This is a genomic window from Roseivivax sp. GX 12232, assembly GCF_021272185.1.
In the GTDB taxonomy this organism is placed as follows: domain Bacteria; phylum Pseudomonadota; class Alphaproteobacteria; order Rhodobacterales; family Rhodobacteraceae; genus Roseivivax.
The window spans coordinates 78825-100079 of the sequence record NZ_JAJSEC010000005.1 but is presented as its reverse complement, the minus strand read 5'-3'; the positions used below and the strand labels follow the sequence as shown (position 1 = coordinate 100079).

Sequence of the window (21255 nt, the reverse complement as noted above, 5' to 3'; positions counted from 1 at the left end):
ACCGGAGATTGACAGACAAGGGATTTGCACATGACCGACACGTCGCAGAAGGCGCTGGAGAGCACCGTCACATCGGTTCTTGAAACCACCGTCGAGGACTGGGGCCTCGAGATCGAGGGCGGCATCCAGCCCGAGACCACGCTGATCGAGGACCTGGAGTTCGAGTCGATCGACGTGGTGCAGCTTTGCGTGGCGCTGGAGCAGAAGCTCGACCGCAAGGGGCTGCCCTTCGAGAAGCTCTTCATCAAGGACGGCGCCTATGTGGACGACGTGGCGGTGAAGGACGTGGCCGCCTTCCTGCACGAGGAGCTGCAGGCGGTCTGAAGGCGCGGAGCTCGCGAGACTTGGGGCCTCGGCGTTGCGCCGGGGCCTTTTTCGTTTCGGTGGGGGGCGATGGTCGAAGACCGCCTCTGAGGGACGGCGCGACCCTGACCGAGGCCCGGCAATGCGGGACGGCGCGACCGCGACCGAGGCCCGACAATGCGGGGCGGTGTGCCCCTTGCCGAGGCCCGGTAGTACGGGGCGGCCTGCCCCTGACCGAAGGCCGGACTCGCTGGTCGGCGCGGCTTTGACCGAAGAGGGGGATGATGGGCCGAGGGCGCGCTTGCGGAAGGCCGCCGTCGAGTCTCGCCTCCATGTGCCAGAGCGTCGCGCGAGGGCCGGACCGTCAGCCCGGCCCGCCCGGCACCCGCGCCCGCCTCACGGGATCCAGGACCAGAACTCGATCTGGAAGAACCGCTGGATGCTGCGCAGGTAGGCCTCCCAGACGCGCATCTCGGTGCCCTCGATCTTGGCGTATCCCGTGGTGCCCGAGCGCAGGAAGTCGTCGGGGTTCTCGAAGACCGCGTCGACGCGCACCACCCGGCCGTAGCCCTTGTCCTCGGCGGTCGGCGCGATGGCGGCGACCCGGCCCTCGATCTCGTCTTCCTGGTAGCCGCGCACCTTCATCCGCACCGCGTCGCCGGGGGCGATCAGGGTGATGTCGAACTCCGGCACGTCGATCGCCGCCGAGATCCGCTCGGTCCGCTCGATCTCCAACAGAGGGTCGCCGACCCGCAGGAAGCTGCCGATCTGCAGCTCCAGGTCCGAGGTGATCACCCGGCCCGCCATCGGGGCCTCGACCCGGGTGCGGGTGACCTCGGCCTCGTGGAAGGCCAGCTGGATGCGCAGCCGCTGCACGTCGGCCTCGGCAATCGCCAGCTCCTCGGCGGTGGCGCCGCTTTCGACGAGCGCCAGGTTCGCCTCGGCCGAGGCCAGCGCGCTCAGGTCGTTCTGATGCGCCGCGCGGGCCTTCTCGAGGTCCTTGCCGCTGATCGTGCCTTTCGCCGCCAGGTCCTCGGACCGCGCCAGCTCCGCCTCCGAGAAGGCCAGCGCCGCCCGGGCGCTGTCGAGCCGGGTCTCGGCCACGCGGACCTCCTCGGGCTTGGCCCCGGCGCGCAGGCGCTGCAGCTTCGCCTCGGCGGCGGCCAGTTCGGTCGCGGTCACGTCGCGCTGGCTGAGCTGTTCCCAGTTCGAGAGCTGCGCCAGCGGCTGGCCGGGCGCCACCAGCTCGCCCTTGGTCACGAAGAGCTCGATCACCTCGCCCTCGGTCCGGGCAATCGCCTTGGCGCGCGAGGCGGGCAGGATCTCGACCTGGCCGCCGGCCTCGTAGGTATAGGGCAGGAAGGCCACCGCCAGGAGGCCCGCGCCGATCAGCGCCCAGACCACCTTGGCCGCGCCCGAGGCCTGGGCCCCGGTCGTCGCTTCCAGGGGATGCGGCCGCGGGCCGGTCTCGGCGGCCATGGCCGCCATCTGCGGGCTCATCTGCGCCATCCGCCGCCCGAGCGTCGCCTTGACCGCCAGGAGCCAGATCACGAAGGCCAGGACCAGGCCGAAGAAGATCGACACCCCCATGCCGCCGAGCTCGCGCTCGAGCGCGATGGCGGCATAGATCGCCAGCGCCGTCAGCCCCGCGACCGAGGTGATCACCGTGGCCAGCCCGAAGAAGATCAGCGGGCCGAGGTCGGCGCGCCCGACGAAGGGCGGCAGCGGGCGGCGGAAGAAGACATGGCGCAGCGCGGCCAGCGTCTTCGGCATCAGCCGCGGGTCGTTGAAATAGACCGCCATCCAGCGCTGGCCCTCGGCGGGGATCAGCGGCAAGGCCGAGAGCACGAAGACGATCAGGCCGATCTTGGCGGCGATCAGGCTCATGTCGGCGAACCAGGTGCCGCTGTCACGGGTCACCGCCCAGAAGAGCATGCCGAAGCCGAAGGTCGCGAGCCGCGCCAGGAGCGGCGCGCCATGGGCCCAGAGTTGGCCGCGCCGGTCGAGCATCCGCACCGCGCTGGTGTCGACGTAGAAGCGCGGCAGGATGCCGAGCATCAGCGTCACCCCCAGCCGCGAGACCCGCCCGCCATGGGCGACGATGGCCACCCCCTGGGCGAGCCGCGAGACCAGGTTCACGATGCCCGCCGCGCCGATCAGCACCCAGAGCCGCGAGACCTGCCCGAGGGCGGCGTAGATGTCGGCGATCAGCGGCTCCCAGTTCTGGAAGATCGTCATGCCGGCGATCAGCACCAGCGGCACCAGGGCCCAGAACAGGAACTTGGCAGGGTAGAAGGCGATGTAGAGCAGTTTCAGAAGCGCCTGCGGGTTGAAGAGCGGCAGCCGCGCGGGGCCTTCCTCGGGGCCCGGCTGCTGGGCGGCCATGCCGCCCATGCCGCCGAAGCCGCCGCCCATGCCCGCGCCCATGCCGGCCCCGAGGCCGCCCATGGCACCGAGCCCGCCGCCCATGCCGCCCATGCCCGCGCCAAGCCCGCCGCGCGCACCCATGCCGCCGCCGAAGCCGCCGCCCATGCCCGCACCCATGCCGCCGAGACCAGCGCCCATGCCGCCGCCAAAGCCGCCGCCCATGCCGCCCTGGCCCTGCCGCGCCGCCAGGAGCGCGCGGAGCCGCTGCCCCTCGCCACCCATCCGGCTCCCGGCGGGCTCTCCGCCGGCGCCTTCGCCGGGCCGCCCGACAAAATCCATGCCGAAGTCATTGGCCAGCTCCGCGGTGAGCGCGTCGACATCCGCCTCGATGTCTTCCGCCGCCTCGGCAGCGCTCGCCGGTCGCAGCGTGGCGGTCACTGTCGCAAGCGGATCAAGCGCGGGAGCCTCTTGGGCCGTGCCGGTCGCTTTCGGGCCGTCTGTGCCACGCGCCTCGGCGCCGGTGGCCTTCGAACCGTCGATGATGGTCTGGCGTGGGCCAACGCCAGAGGCTCGCGGTCCGTCGATGCCGGTTCCGCGCGCGCCAGCGCCTCGGGCACTGCCCGCGCCGCGCGACGGGCCGCCCGTGTTTTTCGCCGCGCCGCTCGTCCGATTGCGGCCCGATCCTTGGGGTCGTTCGGCCGGGGCTTCGGACTCTTCCGTTCCGGCCACGGGTGCAACTGGCGACGCCGATCGCATTGTCTCGGCAGATGCCTGCTGCGCCGCTGCCTCACGTCCCGTCCCCTCGGTCTTCTCCTGCCGCGGCGAGGTCGGCACCGCGCGCAACCGCGCTCCCCCGCGCCCGCGCGGCGGTTTGGCCGGGGTGGAGTCACTGGTCTCGGAGGCGGCGCTTGTCTCGTCCGGTGTCGGGCGCGGAGCCTCATCCAGCGACGTCACGCCAGCGTTCTGCGCCGTCTTTCCATCGCCGGTCTTTGCCGCTTTAACCGCGCCCTCAGACCCCTTTTTCGCCTGCGCGGGTTCCTTCGCCTCAGACGCCGCATCTGTCACCGGGGCCGTCTCCCCAGACGTCCCGCGCTCCGCGCTCGGCACCTCCGCCCGCTGATCGTCCTCCGCAGGCTTGGCCCCCGAAGCCGCCTCTTCCTCCGCCTGCTTCTGCGCCTGGTGGCGGCGGCGCGCCTCCATGGTCTTCTGCGCCTTGGCCTTGGCGGTCTCAAGTCGCGCCGGACGGCTCCCGGTGCCAGCCGCTTCGGACGGACCAGAGCCGCCGGCCTCGGCAGCCCCGGCCCCAGAGGTCGTCCCGCCCGACCCGGTCCGCGCGGCCCGCGCGCCCGCACCAGCTCGCGGCGCCCGACCGCGCAGCGCGGCGCCGCGCTCGCGGAGCGGCCGCGCGGGTGGCTCGGGGCTCTCGCGCTCGGCCTCGGAGGCCAGGAAGCCCATGATGCTCAGCCGCCGGAAGAAGGCCATGACCCCCTCGGGGTCGAGCGCGCCCTCCTCGGGCTGGCAGGCGTGCAGCGCGGCGAGGTCGCGGCTGCCGTCGGCCTGTTCGAGCAGCGCCGCCTCGGGGCCGCTCAGCCGGATGCTGCGCCCGGTCTCGGGGTTGCGCAGCGCCAGCGCGGGCTCCCGCGCGCCACGCGCAAGGCCACGGGGTGGCGCATCGGCGGCGCGGCGCACGCCCGACTTCAGCCGCGGGCGGGCGTAATCGGCGTCGGGTTTCACCGTGTCGAAGGGGCTGTTCGTGCGAGCCATGCGGCACCTGCTTCCCTTGTCGCCCGGCATCCACCGGGACGATGCGCGCGTCGCGCCGGGCTCCGCACTGGTCCAAGCGGGGCCTCTCACGGCCCGGCCCTTGAAAAATCACGGAAAGTATAGCCGCGGCGCGGGGCTTTGCAAAAGCGCGCTGCAAGGGGGCAGGGCGCTTGGGCGCGGGGTGTTGTCCTTTCTGCCGCGCCTGCGGTTGGGGTGGAGCTGGGGCGGGGGTGAGAGCGGGTCAAAGGCGCGCCAAGCTGCCCGAGGGAAACAGACCGTCATTCCCGGCCCACATCCGCGCCGGATGCCCCTCACCGCACCCCACCTCCCGGGCACAAATTCGCCCGCGCCACCGCCCGCGCGCCCGGCCCCCCCCTCACCCCATGTTCCGTTCCGCCGACCAACCCGCTACACCAAGGAAAAGACGGCAAAGAGCAGGAGACCCACCCCATGCGCAATCTCATCCTCAGCGCCCTCGCGCTCACCGCCCTCGCGGGTTGCCAGGCGCCGGGCACGGGCCTGGCGGGCGAGCGCGGGCTCTCCGTGGTCTACGGCGTCGAGGAGGGCGACATGCTGAAGCTGCGCGCCGGGCCGGGCACCGGCTTCGACGTCTATACCGGCCTGCCGAACGGCACGCTGGTGCAGGTGCGCGACTGCGACCAGCAGGGCGGGGTGCGCTGGTGCCGCGTGGCGCTCGAGCGCACGCCGGAGATGACGGGCTACGTCTCGCAGAGCTACCTGCGCCGGCTCTGAGGCCCCGTTTCCCTCACCTCCCCGCGCTGCTAGGCTCTGCGCCGAGATCGCAGAGGGAGGACCGGATATGATGGACGGACAGGGCGGCGCCTGGGGCGCGCTCATCGCGGAGCTGTCGGAGCTGCTCGGAGAGCGGCTCTCGACCGGGCAGTCGGTGCGCGAGCTGCACAGCCGCGACGAGGCCTATGCCACCCCGCATCTGCCCGACGCCGTGGCTTTCCCCGAGACCACCGAGGAGGTGAGCCGGATCATGGCCGCCTGCCATGCCCACCGCTGCCCGGTGGTGCCCTTCGGCATCGGCTCCTCGCTCGAGGGCCACGTGGTGCCGGTGAAAGGCGGGATCTCGATCGACACCAGCCGCATGACCCGCATCCTCGAGGTCCACGAAGAGGACCTCGACGTGGTGGTCGAGCCCGGCCTCACCCGCAAGGAGCTGAACGAGGCGCTGCGCGCGACGGGGCTGATGTTCACCGTCGATCCCGGCGCCAATGCCACGCTCGGCGGCATGGCCGCGACCCGGGCCTCGGGCACCAACGCGGTGCGTTACGGCACCATGCGCGAGAACGTCCTGGCGCTCGAGGTGGTGCTGGCCGACGGGCGGGTGATCGAGACCGGCACCCGGGCGCGGAAATCCTCGGCGGGTTATGACCTGACGCATCTTTTCGTGGGCTCCGAGGGCACGCTCGGGATCATCACCAAGCTGACCCTGCGGCTCGTGGGCCAGCCCGAGCGGATCTCGGCGGCGACCTGCGACTTCCCCGACATCGCCGCGGCGGTGGACACGGTGATCCTGGCGATCCAGTCGGGCCTGCCGATGGCGCGGATCGAGCTGCTGGACGAGGTGCAGATGCGCGGCATGGCGCTCTACAACCCCGACCTGGGCCTGCCCGAGCGGCCGCATCTGTTCCTCGAGTTCCACGGCACCGAGGCGGGCGTCGCCGAACAGGTCGAGAGCTTCCGCGAGATCGCCACCGACTACGGGGCGGCGAATTTCCAATGGGCGACCCGCACCGAGGAGCGCACCCGCCTCTGGGAGGCGCGCCACACCGCCTATTACGCCGCCCGCTCGCTGCGCCCGGGCGCGCAGGGCGTGGTCACCGACAGCTGCGTGCCGATCTCTGCGCTGGCCGAGGCCATCGCCCGGACCAAGGCGCTGATCGCCGAGGCGGGCCTCGTGGCGCCGCTGGTGGGCCATGTCGGGGACGGCAACTTCCACCTCTCGATCCTGGTCGACCCCGAGGACGCCGAGGAGCTCGCCGCCGCCCGGGCCCTGGCCTCCAAGGTCAGCCATATCGCGCTGGAGCTCGGCGGGACGGTGACCGGCGAACACGGCATCGGCAGCGGCAAGATGCGCTACATGCGCGACGAACACGGCGACGCGCTGGACGTGATGGCGGACATCAAGCGGGCGCTGGATCCGTTGAATTTGATGAACCCGGGGAAGATTGTGGAGGTGTGACGGGGGCTGAGGTGGGCTGTGTTGGCTGGTTTGCGCGGTCGCGTTCGGGCGCGCTTGGCGCAGAAGGGCCCGGCTGTAGCGGGATTTTGTCGGATGCCCGCAGTATTGCGACGTCGCCCCTCACGCAGCGCTTCCCGTGCAGCCCGCTGGTGACTAGGCGCCCCGACAACCACCCTTGCCCCTCCTTGCGCCCGAATAGCACCGAAGGTGCCGGGCGCGCGCCGGACCGGCCCGATGGGCCGGCGCTCTTGTGGGTGGCCCGCCTAGCTCGCCACTAGCCCTGACCTTGCGGGGATTAAGCGCCTCGATCAGAGGTCGGCAGCGCCGGCCCCCGGTCCGGCGCGCGCCCTCTGATGGGATGGGGTGTGAGGGTGTTGGGGGAGGCTTTGGGCTCTAGGCGTGGTCGGAGCGACGGGGCAAGCTGCGTAGCTTCCAACCACATCAACCCAGCCAACAGCCAAGGTCCCCAAAACTCACCCGCCCGGCAGCACTTCCACCACCGTCTCCTGCCGATACCTCTCGCCCGGCTCCAGGCGCACCTGGTCGGCCCAGGCGCGGTTCGGGGCGTCGACCCAGGCCTGGGGCTCGAGCGCCACGGCGTCGCCCGCGCGGTAGCGCGCGCCGGCGTGGCCGCCGGGCAGGTCGAGGTGACGGCCGTCGTAGACCTGCAGCCCCGGCTCGGTCGAGGAGAGCACCAGCCGGGCGTCGGGCGTCAGGAGACGGGCGACCTCGCGGCAGGGGGCTCGATGGCGGGCGAGGCACAGGTTGTGGTCGATCGGATCGCTGAGCGGCACCGGGGTGCGGAAGTCGAAACCGCCCTCGACCGGCACGGGGTCGCCCTCGGGGATGCCCTCGGAGACCGCCTGGTAGTGTTCGGCGGGCACCTGCAGCCGGGTGCCGGGCGGGCGCAGGTAGTAGAGATGGCTCGCCAGGTTGCAGAAGGTCGGCGCCTCGGCGCGGCCGGTGAGCTCCAGGCTCAGCCGCTCGCCGGCGCAGGAATAGCGCGCCTCGAGATGCAGCCGCCCGGGAAAGCCCATGTCGCCGTCCTCGAGCACAAGCGACAGGGTCACCGCCTCGGCCGAGGCCTCCTCGAGCTGCCAGATCCGCCCCCAGGTGCCGCCCGGCCCGCCGTGCAGCATGTTGGGCCCCTCGTTCGGCACCAGCGGATAGTCGCGGTCCCCGAGCCTCACATGTGCGCCCGCGATGCGGTTGGCGACCCGGCCGACCACCGCGCCCAGGAACTCGCGGTCGGTGAGATAGGTCAGGGGATCGGCGAGCCCCAGGACCAGCGGCCGCGCGACGCCCGCATGCCGCAGGTCGGTCAGCGCCGCGCCGCGGTTCACGATCCGCGCGGAGAGCGCCCCGGCGCCGATGTCGATGCACCAGAAGGGGCCCTCGGGCGTGTCGGCGAGTTTCTGCGTCGATGCGGTCACTGGGGGTCTCCTCGGGGTGCAATGGCTCCGAAACAAGCAGCCCTGCCGCCTTTTGGAAAGCCCGTGCGGGCAATTGACGCCGTTTTGGGGCTTTACATCCGGGCCGATGACCGCCGTAAACACGGGCCACCGATCCAGCCCGAGGCCCCAGAGGAGAACCGCCCCGTGTTCCGCAGAACCTTCACCGCCCTGTCCGCAGCCGTGCTGGCCGCATTCGCACTGCCCGCCGCCGCCCAGGAGGACGGTCCGATCGTGATCGGCGAGATCAACCATTTCAAGCGCATGGCCGCTTTCGCCGAGCCCTATCGCAAGGGCTACGAGATGGCCATCGAGGAGGTCAACGCGGCGGGCGGCATCGCCGGGCGCGAGATCGCGGTGATCTACCGCGACGACCAGGGCGAGCCCGGCGAGGCGATCCGCATCGCCGAGGAGCTGATGACCCGCGAGGGCGCGGTGATGCTCACCGGCTCGATCCTGTCGAACGTCGGGCTGGCGATTTCCTCGCTCGCCGACCGCAAGGGCTGGGTCTACCTGGCCTCCGAGCCCCTGGCCGACGCGCTGGTCTGGTCCGAGGGCAACCCCTGGACCTTCCGGCTGCGCGCCTCGACCTACATGCAGGCGGCGATGCTCGCCGAGGAGGCCGCCAAGACCGAGGCCACGCGCTTCGCGACCATCGCGCCGAACTACGCCTACGGCAAGGACGCGGTCGCGGCCTTCAAGGAGGTGCTGACCGCGCTCAAGCCCGAGGTCGAATTCGTCGGCGAGCAATGGCCGCAGCTCTTCCAGATCGACGCCGGCGCCGAGGTGCAGGCGCTGGAACGCGCCAAGCCCGACGCGATCTACAACGTCACCTTCGGCCCGGACCTGGCCAAGTTCGTCCGCGAAGGCGCCGACCGGGGCCTCTTCGAGGACCGCGCGGTCTTCGGTCTGCTCTCGGGCGAGCCGGAATACCTCGAGCCCCTGGGCGCCGAGGCCCCCGAAGGCTGGGTCGTCACCGGCTACCCCTGGTATGCCTTCGAGGGTGACGCCAACGCGGAATTCGTCGCGGATTACACCGCCCGCTGGGAGGAAAGCCCGAAGAACGGCTCGCTGGTGGGCTATATGACCGGCCTCTCGGTCGCCGCCGCGCTCGAGCGCGCCGAGAGCTTCGCGCCCGAGGCCATCCGCGCCGCCTTCGAAGGTCTGAGCGTCACCGGCCCGGTGGGCGAGGTCACCTACCGCGAGATCGACAACCAGTCAACCATGGGCGCCTTCGTCGGCACCACGGCGGTTGAAGAGGGCGCGGGCGTCATGGTCGATTGGGCCTACCGCGACGGCGCGGCCTATCTGCCCGAGGACGCCGAGGTGAAGACCCGCCGCGCCGCCGAGTAACCCCCCGCCTCCTGGCCGAAGGGACACCCCCCGATGGGCCTGATCCTCGCGCAGATCCTGACCGGGCTTGCCAATGCCGGGGCGCTCTTCATGGTCGCCTCGGGCCTGTCGCTGATCTTCGGCGTCACCCGGATCGTGAACTTCGCCCATGGCTCCTTCTACATGCTCGGGGCCTACCTGGGCTGGAGCCTGATGCAGGTGCTGCCGGGCAGCTTCGGCTTCTGGGGGGCGATCCTGCTGGCGTGGCTCGGCGTCGGGCTGATCGGCGCGCTGGTCGAGATCGTGATCCTGCGCCGGGTCTATGCCGCGCCCGAGCTCTTCCAGCTGGTCGCCACCTTCGGGGTGATCCTGATCGTGCAGGACCTGGCGCTGATGATCTGGGGCCCCGAGGACCTTCTGGGCCCGCGCGCCCCGGGGCTGCGCGGGGTGGTCCGCATCCTCGGCGAGCCGGTGCCGAAATACGACCTCGCGCTGATCGCGCTGACGCCGCTGGTGGCGCTGGCGCTCTGGGCGCTGATCACCCGCACGCGCTTCGGCATCCTGGTGCGCGCCGCCACCCAGGACCGCGAGATGGTCGGCGCGCTGGGCGTGAACCAGCGCTGGCTCTTCACCGCGACCTTCGCGCTGGGCTGCGCGCTGGCGGGCCTCGGCGGCGCGCTGCAGCTGCCCAGGGGCGGGGCGGACCTCCTGATGGATTTCACCATCCTGACCTCGGTCTTCGTGGTCGTGGTGGTGGGCGGCATGGGCTCGCTGCCCGGGGCCTACCTGGCCTCGGTGCTGATCTCGGTGGTCGGGGTCTTCGGGGTCAGCTACCTGCCGCAATCGACCCTGGCGCTGACCTTCGTGGTCATGGTCGCGGTCTTGATGTGGCGGCCCTTCGGGCTTCTGGGCCGCGAGGAGGTGGCCGGAGAGCTGGGCCAGGTCGGCCCGCCTGAGGACCCGATCGCCCCGGCCTCGGCCAGGATGCGCCTCCTGGTCGGGATGGCGCTCGCCGCGCTGGCGGCGCTGCCGGTCTACGGCTCGCCCTTCGCGCTGGTCCTGGCCACCGACATCGCGATCTTCTGCCTCTTCGCCGCCTCGCTGCACTTCCTCTTGGGCCAGGCGGGGCTGGTGAGCTTCGGCCACGCGGCCTTCTACGGCGGCGGGGCCTATGCCGCGGCGCTCCTGGTGCGGCACGCAGGTGCGCCGATGGAGCTGGCGCTCCTGCTCGCGCCGCTGATCGCGGGCGGGCTGGCGCTGGGCATCGGCTTTGTCGCGCTCCGCGCCAGCGGGGTCTATTTCGCCATGCTGACGCTGGCCTTCGCGCAGCTCCTCTGGTCGCTGGTCTGGCAATGGGCCGGGGTGACCGGCGGCTCGGACGGGCTGATCGGCATCTGGCCCGCGCGCTGGGCCGACAGCAACACGGTCTTCTACCTGCTGTCCTTCGCGCTTTCGGTCGGCGGCATCCTGACGCTGCGCCACGCCGCCCATGCGCCCTTCGGCTACGCGCTGCGCGCGGCCCGCGACAACGCCCCCCGGGCGGCGGCCACCGGCTTCGACACCCGCGCGCTGCAATGGGCGGCCTTCACCTTCGCGGGCGCCATGGCCGGGCTCGCCGGCGGGCTCTTCGTCTTCGCCAAGGGCTCGGTCTTTCCCAACGAGCTCGAGATCGCCCGCAGCTTCGACGCGCTGATCGTGGTGTTCCTGGGCGGGGTGAAGACGCTCTCGGGCGGCTGGGTCGGCGGCGCGGTCTTCGAGGCCGGCGTCGACTGGCTGACCCGCTTCGACTACTGGCGCCTGGCGCTGGGGCTGGTGGTGCTCTTCATCGTGACGCTGGCGCCGCAGGGGCTGGTCGGCACCGCGCGGGCGCTCTGGGCGCGGGTGCGGCCATGAGCGCGCTGCTCGAGGTCCGGGGCCTGTCGCGCCACTACGGCGCCCTGCGCGCGGTCGACGGGGTGAGCTTCGCCCTCGCGCCCGGCGACATCCAGGCGCTGATCGGGCCCAACGGGGCGGGCAAGTCGACGCTCTTCCGCATGCTCATGGGCGAGACCCGCCCCACCGAAGGCGAGGCGCGTTTCGACGGGCGGCGGATCACCGGGCTGAGCCCGGCGCGCATCGCCCGGTGGGGCGTCGGGCGGACCTTCCAGATCACCGGCACCTGGGCCTCGATGCGGGTGATCGAGAACGTGCAGACCGCGCTTCTGGCGCATCGCCGCCGGGGGCTGAGCCTGCGCGGCTTCGCCACCCGGCTCTACCGCGCCGAGGCGCAGGCGCTGCTCGAGACGGTGGGCCTGGCCGAGGTCGCCGAGCGGCCCGCCGCGATTCTGGCCTATGGCGATCTGAAGCGGCTGGAGCTGGCCATCGCGCTGGCGCTGGAACCGCGGCTCCTGCTCATGGACGAGCCCACTGCGGGCATGGCCGCGGGCGAGCGCGGCGAGCTCATGCAGACGGTGACCCGCATCGCCCGCGAGACCGGCATGACGATCCTTTTCACCGAACACGACATGGACGTGGTCTTCGGCCATGCCGAGCGGATCATGGTGCTCGACCGCGGCGCGCTGATCGCCGAAGGCGCGCCCGAGGCGGTGCGCGCCGATCCGCGCGTCCGCGAGGTCTACCTGGGCGGGGGGCTCGACCCGGAGGCGCTGGCCGATGCTTGAGATCGCGGGCGCAGAGGTCTTCTACGGCAAGGCGCAGGTGCTGCAGGGCCTGTCCCTGCGGCTCGGCCGCGGCGAGGTGGTGGCGCTTCTGGGGCGCAATGGCGCGGGCAAGACCACGACGCTCAAGGCGGCGATGCAGATGCTGCCCTTGGCGCGCGGTTCGGTGAGGCTCAACGGGCAGGAGATCACCGGCTGGCCCGCCTATCGCGTCGCCCGCGCCGGGCTCGGCTATGTCCCCGAGGAGCGGCGCATCTTCACCCAGCTCACCGTGCGCGAGAACCTCGAGACCGGGCGCCAGAAGCCGCGCGAGGGGCTGCCGCACTGGCAGGAAGAGGCGCTCTTCGAGCTGTTCCCGAACCTCGCCGAACGCGCCGAGGCGCGCGGCAAGGCGCTGTCGGGTGGGGAGCAGCAGATGCTGACCATCGCCCGGACGCTGATGGGCAACCCCGCCTGCCTCTTGCTCGACGAGCCCTCCGAGGGCATCGCCCCGGTGATCGTGACCGAGATGGCCCGCGCGATCCTGCGGCTGAAGCGGGCGGGGCTGAGCATCCTTCTGTCCGAACAGTCGCTGCCCTTCGCCCGCGCCGTGGCCGACCGCGTGGCGGTGATCGACCACGGCCGGGTGGTCTTCGAGGGCAGCTTCGCGGAGCTCGATGCCGCCCCCGAGGTCACGGCGCGGCACCTGGCTGTGTGAGGGGGCGGGGGATCTGGCGTTGATGGCTGTTTTGAAAGCAAGCCCAGAGGGTGGCGGGAGAGCCTGAGGTCCGGCTTTAAATCAAGGGCTTACGCCCTAGCACTGACTTCCGCCCCCCACCCTCACGCGTTCCAGCGCACCGTGCCAGCCTCGCGGACGTCGTAGCCCGCGAGCTGCGCGGCGTGGGCGCGGAAGGCTTCGGAGCGCATCACCTCGAACAGCGCCTGCAGCGGCGGCTCGAAGGCGGCGCGGCGGTCGACCAGCAGGTCGAAGCGTTCCTCGGCCAGCGGCAGGAAATCGAGCCCATGCGTCCGTGCCAGCGCCTCGAGGCCGAAGGTCGTGTCGGCCTCTTCGTGTTTCACCGCGAAGACGGCGTCCTCCTCGCTCTGGGCGGTGCCGGTGCGCATCAGCCGGGCGGGGTCGAGGCCGGCCTCGGCCAGGAGCGTGGCAAAGAGCTTCTCGCTGCCGGTGGTCTCGGGGCGCGGCGCGATCCAGAGGTCGGGCAGGGCCTCGAGCCCGCGCGTTCCCTTCGCCATGCCGGGGCGCAGGATCAGCCCGCGCTGGCGGCGCGCGAAGGCGATCAGCACGGCGTCGGTGCGGGCGGCCTCGGCCTCGACAGCGGGGATGTTCCAGCGGCCCCCGGGGCCCGGCAGATGCAGCCCCGCGGCCAGGCCCTCGCCGCGCAGGAAGCGCCGGAGCCCCGCGCCCGAACCGTCGAAAAGCGTCGCGAGCCCCGCGCCCGACTGCCGCAGCGCCCATTCCAGAAGCGGGTCGTGGCTGCCAAGGAAGACCGGCGGCGGCGCCGGGCGTTCGGGCGCGGGACCCGAGCGGCCCCCGGCGATCCAGGCGCGCACTTCGTCCTCGGGAAACAGCAGCTTGCCGGTGACCTTGGCGCAGGGCACGGCCCCCGAGGCGGCCAGGTCGTAGACCTTCCGCTCCTTGATCCGCAGTAGTTCGGCGAGTTCCCGCACCGTCAGAAATTCGGGCATCCGAGCCGCTATCCCCCTGATCGCTCCGGGGCGGACTATGCGGCGGCGGGGGGCGCGGAGCAAGCGGGCAGGGGTCTGTGATATGCCCCCTTCCCCCCGCTGCGGAGGGAAGGGGGAAACTCGTTAACCAAAGGCACTAAGAAACCTGATGCGCCGATATCGCGCGCAGCAAGCCGATGCGCTGCCGTTAGGTCAATGTATTTAAATGCAAGGACATATTCGCGGAAATTGATCTAGCCGCGGGGCTCGGACTGTGAGTCCGGATCAGGTGCCGGTCCGATCCTGGATGGACCGGGGCGTTTCGATCACGCTAGACAGGACAGATGGCAGAAAAAAGGCGCTGAGATGACCGAGATCCGGCCCGGCGAAACCACCGCGGAGCTGCCCGAGGTGCCCTCGGCGGGGCTCTATTTCATCGGGCGCTGCCGCACGCCCTTTGCCACCCGCGCCGACTGTCCGCGCCAGGGCGTGCCCGACGGGCCGCTCTGCCGGCTCGAGCTCGACGAGGCCTGGGTCCCGGCGCTTGACGGTTTGGAGAATTATCAAGCCCTCGACGTGCTTTACTGGCTCGATCGCTCGCGCCGCGACCTGGTCACGCAAAGCCCGAAATCGGACGGGGCGCTGCGCGGCACCTTCTCGCTGCGCTCGCCGGTGCGGCCCAATCCGATCGGCCTGTCGCGGGTGCGGCTGGTGGGCCGCGAGGGCGCGGCGCTGCTGGTCCGCGGGCTCGATTGCATCGACGGCACGCCGCTTCTCGACATCAAGCCCGAGGCCTGCGCCTACAGCCCGCCCGCGCCGCCGAAACCCGGCGTGGAGGGCTGAACCCCGCGCGCGGCACCGCCCGCCCGCGCCCCACCGGTCCCCCCGCTCTGACTGTTTTTTGTGCAGCGTCCTTGTGAATTTGCCACAGGCCCCCCGGGCGGGGTGCCCGCGCTTGCAACCGCCGCGCCGGGCGCGCTCAGCTTTCGGGGTGACTTTTGGAGCGTGACGATTCCCTACGATCTGGCAGATGACGCCCCGGGACCGGCCCGGCAGCGGGCCCGTGGCCGGGCGCGGATCACCGCGCGGCTGCGCGCCGGGGCCAGCCGGATCGCCGCGCTTCGGCAGGAGGGGTCGCTGCGGCTGCTCTTCCCGCATGGGGCGGGCGGGGCGCTTTCGGCGACCTGGCTCAACACCGCGGGCGGGATCACCGGGGGCGACGCCTTCACGCTCGAGGCCGGGGCCGAGGCGGGCGCGCATCTGACGCTGACCAGCCAGGCGGCGGAGCGGATCTACCGCGCGCAGGGCCCCGCGCCGGGCCGGGTCGAGACGCGGCTGACGCTGGCGCCCGGCGCGCGGCTCGACTGGCTGCCGCAGGAGACGATCCTCTTCGACGGCGCCGCGCTCGACCGGCGCCTGAGCGTCGAGATGGCCGAGGACGCGCGCTTCCTCGGGGTCGAGACGCTGATCTTCGGACGCGCGGCCATGGGCGAGGAGGTCCGCCGCCTGGCCCTGCGCGACCGCATCGACATTCGCCGCGGCGGCGCGCTGATCCATGCCGACCGCCTGGCGCTGAGTGGCGATGCCGCCGCAGCCCTGGCCCGGCCCGGCGTCGCCGACGGAGCCCGTGCGATGGCCACCCTGGTCATCGCGGCACCGGGCGCCGAGGGGCAACTCCCGGCGCTCCGGGCGCGGCTGCCGGTCACGGCGGGGATCTCCTCCCCCCTGCCTGGACTGGTGGTCGCGCGCGTTCTGGCCCCCGACGGCTTCGAGCTGCGCCACACGCTTCTGCCCTTGCTGCGCGACGCCTGCGCGGCCGATCTTCCCCGACCCTGGATGCTGTGAGACGATGAATCTGACCCCCCGCGAAAAGGACAAGCTGCTTGTCTCCATGGCCGCCGAGGTGGCCCGCCGCCGCCTCGCGCGCGGCGTGAAACTCAACCACCCCGAGGCCATCGCGCTCATCACCGACGCGGTGGTCGAGGGCGCCCGCGACGGCCGCAGCGTCGCCGAGATGATGCAGGCCGGCGCCGAGGTCCTGACCGCCGAGCAATGCATGGCGGGCGTGCCCGAGATGATCCACGAGGTGCAGGTCGAGGCAACTTTCCCCGACGGCACAAAACTTGTCACCGTTCACAACCCGATCCGCTAGTATGCCTGCAAGGAGCACCACGATGCGCCACCTTCTGATCCCCGCCGCGGCCCTTCTGGCCGGTCCCGCCTTTGCCCACGAGGGCGCGCATCTGCACCCTCACGACGGCGCGGGCTGGCTTGCGGTGACCGCCGCGCTGGCGGTCCTGGCCCTGGCCGGGGTGCTCGCCCGGGGTGAGCTGCGCCTGCCGCGCCGCGACGCGCGCCGGTACCGGGGGCGGCCATGATCCCCGGAGAGATCCTCACCGCCCCCGGCGATCTGACGCTGAACGAGGGCCGCGTGCCGATCACCCTCATGGTCGCCAACACCGGCGACCGGCCGGTGCAGGTGGGCTCGCATTACCATTTCGCCGAGGCCAATCCCGCGCTCGACTTCGACCGCGCCGCCGCGCGCGGCCACAGGCTCGACATCGCCGCGGGCACCGCGGTGCGCTTCGAGCCGGGCCAGCGCCGCGAGGTGCGGCTGATCCCCTATGCCGGTGCGCGCCGGGTCTTCGGCTTCAACGCCCAGGTCATGGGGCCGCTCTAGATGCGTCGCGCGGGCCTTGTCCTGGCCGCGTTCGTCGCGGCGCTCCTGCCGGGACGGGCCCCGGCCCAGGAGGTGGACTGCGCCAATGCCATGACCCAGCGCGACATGAACCTCTGCGCCGCGCGCGCCTATGACGCCGCCGATGCCGAGCTGAACCGCGTTTGGCGCGCTGTCATCGCCGAGTTACGTCGCTGGGTCCAATATCTGCCCGAGGGGGCGGCCCCGGCCGAGGAGACCATGCGCCAGGCGCAGCGCGCCTGGATCCCCTTCCGCGACGCGGCCTGCGAGGCGGAAAGCTACATGGCGCGCGGCGGCTCGATGCAGCCGCTTCTGCGCTTCGGCTGCCTCGCGCGGCTGACCGAACGCCGGACCGAGGATCTCAGGGAAATCCTCGACGGCGGATAGGAGCGCCGCGCGCCGCCAGCCCGGGCGGCGCGGGGCAGGGGGCGCCGATCCGCGCCCCCGCGAAGGGAACCACCGTCAAAGGGAGGATAAGACGGATGTTCACAGCGATGGATGCGACACGCAGCTGGCTCGCCTGGTCGGGGGCGATCTGGAGCCAGCAGATCAAGATGTCGCAGATCATGTTCGATGCCATGGCGGCCTCGTCGGCGGAAGCGGTCTGGGGAATCCGCCCGACGGTGAAGGAGCCGCCGAAGGAGGCGTCGGAAGAGACCGCGCCATGCGCCACCCGCGCCGAGGCGCTGGAGCGCGCCCGATTGGTCGAGCTGACCCCGGCCCGCCGCCGCGGCAGCCGCCGCCAGCCCGCGACGCCGCCCGGCCTGCCGCCGCGCCGCACCCACGCGACGCCGGTCTGAGCATCTGCTGAAAAAATGGGCACACCGCCTCGCGCGGGGTGCCCCGGCCGATCAGGCGCCTGGCGATATTTTCCAATATTGCCAGGCGTTTGCCGTCTCAGTGGGGGCTTTGCGAAGCTGCCCTCCGGTTTGACAGCCCCCCGGCGCGGGGCAAGGCTCGCGGGGTCTCTCACGGAAGGCTCTGCCCATGCCCGCCACCATCTCCCGCGCCGATCACGCCGCCATGTTCGGTCCCACCACCGGCGACCGGCTGCGGCTCGCCGACACCGATCTGATCATCGAGGTCGAGCGCGACCTGACCGGCCCGCATGGCGAAGAGGTGAAATTCGGCGGCGGCAAGGTGATCCGCGACGGCATGGGCCAGTCCCAGGCCAGTCGCGCCGAGGGCGCCCCGGACACGGTGATCACCAATGCGCTGATCCTCGACCACAGCGGCATCTACAAGGCCGACGTGGCGCTGCGCGACGGGCGGATCGCGCGCATCGGCAAGGCCGGCAACCCCGACACCCAGCCGGGCGTGCAGATCACCGTGGGCCCCGGCACCGAGGTCATCGCCGGCGAGGGCCGGATCCTGACCGCCGGCGGCTTCGACAGCCACATCCATTTCATCTGTCCCCAGCAGATCGAGGACGCGCTGCACTCGGGCCTGACCACCATGCTCGGCGGCGGCACCGGGCCCGCGCATGGCACGCTGGCCACCACCTGCACGCCCGGGCCCTGGCACATCGGGCGCATGCTGCAGGCCGCCGATGCCTTCCCGATGAACCTCGCCTTCGCGGGCAAGGGCAACGCCTCGCTGCCCGGCGCGCTGGTCGAACAGGTCGAGGCCGGCGCCTGCGCGCTCAAGCTGCACGAGGACTGGGGCACCACGCCCGCAGCGATCGACACCTGCCTGAGCGTCGCCGAGGATCACGACGTCCAGGTGATGATCCACACCGACACGCTGAACGAATCGGGGTTCGTGGAGCAGACCGTGGCCGCCATGAAGGGCCGCACCATCCATGCCTTCCACACCGAGGGCGCGGGCGGCGGCCATGCCCCCGACATCATCCGCATCTGCGGCGAGGAGCACGTGCTGCCCTCCTCGACCAACCCCACGCGGCCCTTCACGGTGAACACCCTGGAAGAGCATCTCGACATGCTCATGGTCTGCCACCACCTCGACAAGCGCGTCCCCGAGGACGTGGCCTTCGCCGAAAGCCGCATCCGCCGCGAGACCATCGCCGCCGAGGACATCCTGCACGACATGGGGGCCTTCTCGATCATCGCCTCGGACAGCCAGGCCATGGGCCGCGTCGGCGAGGTGATCATCCGCACCTGGCAGACCGCCGACAAGATGAAGAAGCAGCGCGGGCGCCTGTCGGAAGAGACCGGCGAGAACGACAACCTGCGCGTCCGCCGCTACGTGGCGAAATACACCATCAATCCCGCCATCGCCCATGGCCTCAGCCACGAGATCGGCTCGATCGAGGAGGGCAAACGCGCCGACCTCTGCCTCTGGTCGCCGGCCTTCTTCGGTGTGAAGCCCGACATGGTGCTTCTGGGCGGCACCATCGCCATGGCGCAGATGGGCGACCCCAATGCCTCGATCCCGACGCCGCAGCCGGTCCATTCCCGCCCGATGTTCGGCGCCTATGGCCGGTCGGTGGAACGCTCCGCGGTGACCTTCGTCTCGGCGGCGGCCGAGGCCCGAGGGGTGGGCGACGCGCTGGGCCTCGCCAAGGAGGTCGTCGCGGTGCGCGGCACCCGCGGCATCGGCAAGTCCGACCTGCTGCTCAACGACGCGACGCCGAAGATCGAGGTCGACCCCGAGACCTACGAGGTGCGCGCCGACGGGCAGCTCCTGACCTGCGAGCCCGCCGCCGAGCTGCCCATGGCGCAGCGGTATTTCCTGTTCTGAGCGGGGGGGAGCTGGGGGCTGATGAGGGATGGACCGCGCGCCATCCCGCTCCGATCCGCCACCCGCCGCGCCGTTCCTTCGCAACCCGCCGTCCCGCTTCGAGCCCGACACCGACGCCCCGCTCTGATCTTCTCCTGACCGCCCGTCCCGCCGCACACCACCTGTTCCACCCCGACCCCCACCGTTTGCCAACCCTCCCGTACCGATCCCCACCGTTTGCCAACCGCCACAACCCAATCCCCAGCCCCAACCCGAGCCTCCCGATGACCGACCTGACCGCCCGCGCCTATCACGACCACGCCCATGCCGCCCCGATCGGGCGGGTCACGCTCGATTACGAGGGCCGCTTCCTGCGTCGCCGGGTGATCCGCCTCGACGACGGGCGGGCGCTGCTCGTCGACCTCGCGCAGACCACCTCGCTCGCCGCCGGCGGGGTGCTTCTGACCGAGGCGGGCGAGATCACCATCGCCGCCGCGCCCGAGCCGCTCCTCGAGATCAGAGGCGGCGACCTCGTGCGGCTCGCCTGGCACATCGGCAACCGCCACACGCCCTGCCAGATCGAGGCCCATCGCCTGCTGATCCAGCGCGACCACGTCATGGCCGACCTCCTGGCCCGCCTCGGCGCCGAGACCCGCGCGGTGGAGGAACCCTTCACCCCCGAGGGCGGCGCCTATGGCCATGGCCGCACCCATGGGCACGACCACTCCCACGCGCATGGCCCCGGGGATCACGCCCATGCCTGAGGCCGGGCTGGTCCTGCACCAGCTCTTCTCGCCCGCCTTCCCGACCGGCGGCTTCGCCTATTCCCACGGGCTCGAGACCCTGGTCGCCGAGGCCCGGCTGACCTCGGGCGCGGAGCTCGAGGCCTGGCTGGCCGACTGGCTGAGCCACGGCGCGGGCTGGAGCGACGCGGTGCTTTTTGCCCAGGCCGCCGCGGGCGCGGATCCGGCGCCGCTGGCCGAGCTGGCCGCCGCGCTCTCGGGTGCCGCCCACCGCCGCCGCGAGACCGCGCTGACCGGTGCCGCCTTCGCCGCGACCGCGCGGCGGGTCTGGGGGCTCGACCTGCCGGACATGGCCTATCCGGTGGCCGCGGGCCGGGCGGTGCATCTCCTGCGGCTCGATCCCGGCGCGGCGCTCGAAGCCTGCCTCATGGCCGCGGTCCAGACCTATGCCGGCGCCGCCATGCGGCTCGTGCCGCTGGGCCAGGGCGAAGGCCAGGCCGCCATCGCGGGCGCCACGCCCCGGATCGCCGCCACCGCGCGGGCCGCCCTGTCCGCCACGCTCGACGAGATCGGCGGCTTCGCGCCCGCGCTCGACATCGCCGCCATGCGCCACGAGGCGCTCGAGACCAAGCTTTTCCGCTCCTGACGAAAGGACCGCTCATGACCTCTCCCAATGGCCCCCTGCGCGTCGGCATCGGCGGCCCGGTCGGCGCCGGCAAGACCACGCTGACCGCCGCGCTCTGCGCGCATTTCGCCCCGCGCCTCTCGATGGCGGTGGTGACCAATGACATCTACACCCAGGAGGACGCCGAAGAGCTGATGCGCCGCCAGGTGCTGCCGCTCGACCGGATCCGCGGGGTGGAGACCGGCGGCTGTCCGCATACCGCGATCCGCGAGGATGCCTCGATCAATCTCGCCGCCATCGCCGAGCTGACGGCGAGCTTCCCCGACCTCGAGCTGGTGCTGATCGAATCCGGCGGCGACAACCTCTCGGCCACCTTCTCGCCCGAGCTCGCCGATGTGACGATCTACGTGATCGACGTGGCCGCGGGTGAGGAGATCCCGCGCAAGGGCGGCCCGGCGATCTGCCGCTCGGACATCCTGGTGATCAACAAGACCGACCTCGCCCCGCATGTCGGCGCCTCGCTCGAGGTGATGGAGCGCGACGCGACGCGGATGCGCGCCGGGCGGCCGTTCTTCTTCACCGCGATGCGCCGCGCCGAAGGCGTGGAGGAGGTCGCCCGCGCCCTGACCGAGATCGGCGGCCTGCCCGTCGCCCGCGCCCCCGCCGAAGCGCCCGCCTGACCGAAGCCGGGGCGCTCCCCGGGCCATCCCCCGGCGCGCTCCGGCCCCCCACGCAAACCGCGCGCAATCCCCCCCAAGG

Annotated in this window: 21 protein-coding genes; 18 read left to right on the top strand and 3 right to left on the bottom strand. The window is 71.9% G+C overall.

Going from position 1 to position 21255, the window contains the following annotated elements; all coding sequences use genetic code 11:
• The first annotated feature begins 30 nt into the window (after positions 1 to 30).
• On the top strand, positions 31 to 324 hold the full coding sequence (locus LR948_RS10595) for an acyl carrier protein (RefSeq protein ID WP_232753988.1): 294 nt from the start codon (positions 31 to 33) through the stop codon (positions 322 to 324).
• 375 nt (positions 325 to 699) lie between these two features.
• On the opposite strand, the gene LR948_RS18890 is transcribed toward LR948_RS10595, so the two are convergent.
• Positions 700 to 4434: an HlyD family secretion protein gene (locus LR948_RS18890; protein WP_255702923.1), complete on the bottom strand. Its 3735-nt coding sequence runs from the start codon at positions 4432 to 4434 to the stop codon at positions 700 to 702.
• A 450-nt stretch (positions 4435 to 4884) separates the two neighbouring features.
• Between LR948_RS18890 and LR948_RS10585 the strand changes: the two genes are divergently transcribed.
• Together LR948_RS10585 and LR948_RS10580 are read left to right on the top strand one after the other, a co-directional pair.
• Positions 4885 to 5187: an SH3 domain-containing protein gene (locus LR948_RS10585; RefSeq protein ID WP_232753987.1), complete on the top strand. Its 303-nt coding sequence runs from the start codon at positions 4885 to 4887 to the stop codon at positions 5185 to 5187.
• A gap of 70 nt (positions 5188 to 5257) precedes the next feature.
• Entirely contained in the window at positions 5258 to 6646 is a 1389-nt protein-coding gene (locus LR948_RS10580) for an FAD-binding oxidoreductase (protein ID WP_232754136.1), read from the top strand.
• Between the two features lie 473 nt (positions 6647 to 7119).
• Here the strand turns inward: LR948_RS10580 and LR948_RS10575 are convergent, their stop codons facing one another.
• Entirely contained in the window at positions 7120 to 8079 is a 960-nt protein-coding gene (locus LR948_RS10575; RefSeq protein WP_232753986.1) for an aldose epimerase family protein, read from the bottom strand.
• Positions 8080 to 8244: 165 nt separating this feature from the next.
• On the opposite strand from LR948_RS10575, the gene LR948_RS10570 reads away from it, so the two are divergent.
• The 4 genes from LR948_RS10570 to LR948_RS10555 are packed head-to-tail and all read left to right on the top strand — an operon-like array spanning position 8245 to position 12783.
• Positions 8245 to 9450: an ABC transporter substrate-binding protein gene (locus LR948_RS10570; RefSeq protein ID WP_232753985.1), complete on the top strand. Its 1206-nt coding sequence runs from the start codon at positions 8245 to 8247 to the stop codon at positions 9448 to 9450.
• A 33-nt stretch (positions 9451 to 9483) separates the two neighbouring features.
• Positions 9484 to 11322, top strand: a complete 1839-nt coding sequence (locus tag LR948_RS10565) for an ABC transporter permease (protein WP_232753984.1) — start codon at positions 9484 to 9486, stop codon at positions 11320 to 11322.
• Positions 11319 to 12089 carry an ABC transporter ATP-binding protein gene (locus tag LR948_RS10560; RefSeq protein WP_232753983.1) on the top strand — a complete coding sequence of 257 codons (771 nt, stop codon included), beginning with the start codon at positions 11319 to 11321 and terminating at the stop codon, positions 12087 to 12089. The genes LR948_RS10565 and LR948_RS10560 overlap by 4 nt, the downstream gene beginning before the upstream one ends.
• Positions 12082 to 12783 (top strand): ABC transporter ATP-binding protein, encoded by a 702-nt coding sequence (locus LR948_RS10555; RefSeq protein WP_232753982.1) that lies wholly within the window; start codon positions 12082 to 12084, stop codon positions 12781 to 12783. Before LR948_RS10560 ends, LR948_RS10555 begins: the two co-directional genes overlap by 8 nt.
• A gap of 122 nt (positions 12784 to 12905) precedes the next feature.
• Here LR948_RS10555 and LR948_RS10550 read toward each other — a convergent pair whose 3' ends face one another.
• Complete coding sequence (locus tag LR948_RS10550) at positions 12906 to 13772, bottom strand: helix-turn-helix transcriptional regulator (protein ID WP_232753981.1); 867 nt, start codon at positions 13770 to 13772, stop codon at positions 12906 to 12908.
• Between the two features lie 345 nt (positions 13773 to 14117).
• Between LR948_RS10550 and tsaA the strand changes: the two genes are divergently transcribed.
• The 11 genes from tsaA (at position 14118) to ureG (ending at position 21176) form a co-directional block, all read left to right on the top strand.
• Positions 14118 to 14594: a tRNA (N6-threonylcarbamoyladenosine(37)-N6)-methyltransferase TrmO gene (gene tsaA, locus LR948_RS10545; RefSeq protein ID WP_232753980.1), complete on the top strand. Its 477-nt coding sequence runs from the start codon at positions 14118 to 14120 to the stop codon at positions 14592 to 14594.
• A gap of 162 nt (positions 14595 to 14756) precedes the next feature.
• Positions 14757 to 15596, top strand: a complete 840-nt coding sequence (locus tag LR948_RS10540) for an urease accessory protein UreD (RefSeq protein WP_370634933.1) — start codon at positions 14757 to 14759, stop codon at positions 15594 to 15596.
• 4 nt (positions 15597 to 15600) lie between these two features.
• Positions 15601 to 15903, top strand: coding sequence for an urease subunit gamma (locus LR948_RS10535; RefSeq protein ID WP_232753979.1), 303 nt, complete (start codon positions 15601 to 15603; stop codon positions 15901 to 15903).
• A gap of 22 nt (positions 15904 to 15925) precedes the next feature.
• Positions 15926 to 16129, top strand: a complete 204-nt coding sequence (locus LR948_RS10530) for a hypothetical protein (RefSeq protein ID WP_232753978.1) — start codon at positions 15926 to 15928, stop codon at positions 16127 to 16129.
• Positions 16126 to 16431: an urease subunit beta gene (locus LR948_RS10525; protein WP_232753977.1), complete on the top strand. Its 306-nt coding sequence runs from the start codon at positions 16126 to 16128 to the stop codon at positions 16429 to 16431. Before LR948_RS10530 ends, LR948_RS10525 begins: the two co-directional genes overlap by 4 nt.
• Complete coding sequence (locus LR948_RS10520) at positions 16432 to 16836, top strand: lysozyme inhibitor LprI family protein (protein WP_232753976.1); 405 nt, start codon at positions 16432 to 16434, stop codon at positions 16834 to 16836.
• Positions 16837 to 16931: 95 nt separating this feature from the next.
• Positions 16932 to 17249, top strand: a complete 318-nt coding sequence (locus LR948_RS10515) for a hypothetical protein (protein ID WP_232753975.1) — start codon at positions 16932 to 16934, stop codon at positions 17247 to 17249.
• 187 nt (positions 17250 to 17436) lie between these two features.
• A complete protein-coding gene (gene ureC / locus LR948_RS10510; RefSeq protein WP_232753974.1) occupies positions 17437 to 19149 on the top strand; it encodes an urease subunit alpha in 1713 nt (570 codons plus the stop codon).
• A gap of 263 nt (positions 19150 to 19412) precedes the next feature.
• The gene (locus LR948_RS10505; RefSeq protein ID WP_232753973.1) at positions 19413 to 19892 is read left to right on the top strand and encodes an urease accessory protein UreE; all 480 of its coding nucleotides are present in this window, start codon (positions 19413 to 19415) and stop codon (positions 19890 to 19892) included.
• Positions 19885 to 20517, top strand: coding sequence for an urease accessory protein UreF (locus tag LR948_RS10500; protein ID WP_232753972.1), 633 nt, complete (start codon positions 19885 to 19887; stop codon positions 20515 to 20517). The genes LR948_RS10505 and LR948_RS10500 overlap by 8 nt, the downstream gene beginning before the upstream one ends.
• 14 nt (positions 20518 to 20531) lie before the next feature.
• On the top strand, positions 20532 to 21176 hold the full coding sequence (gene ureG, locus LR948_RS10495; RefSeq protein ID WP_232753971.1) for an urease accessory protein UreG: 645 nt from the start codon (positions 20532 to 20534) through the stop codon (positions 21174 to 21176).
• Positions 21177 to 21255: the final 79 nt, after the last annotated feature.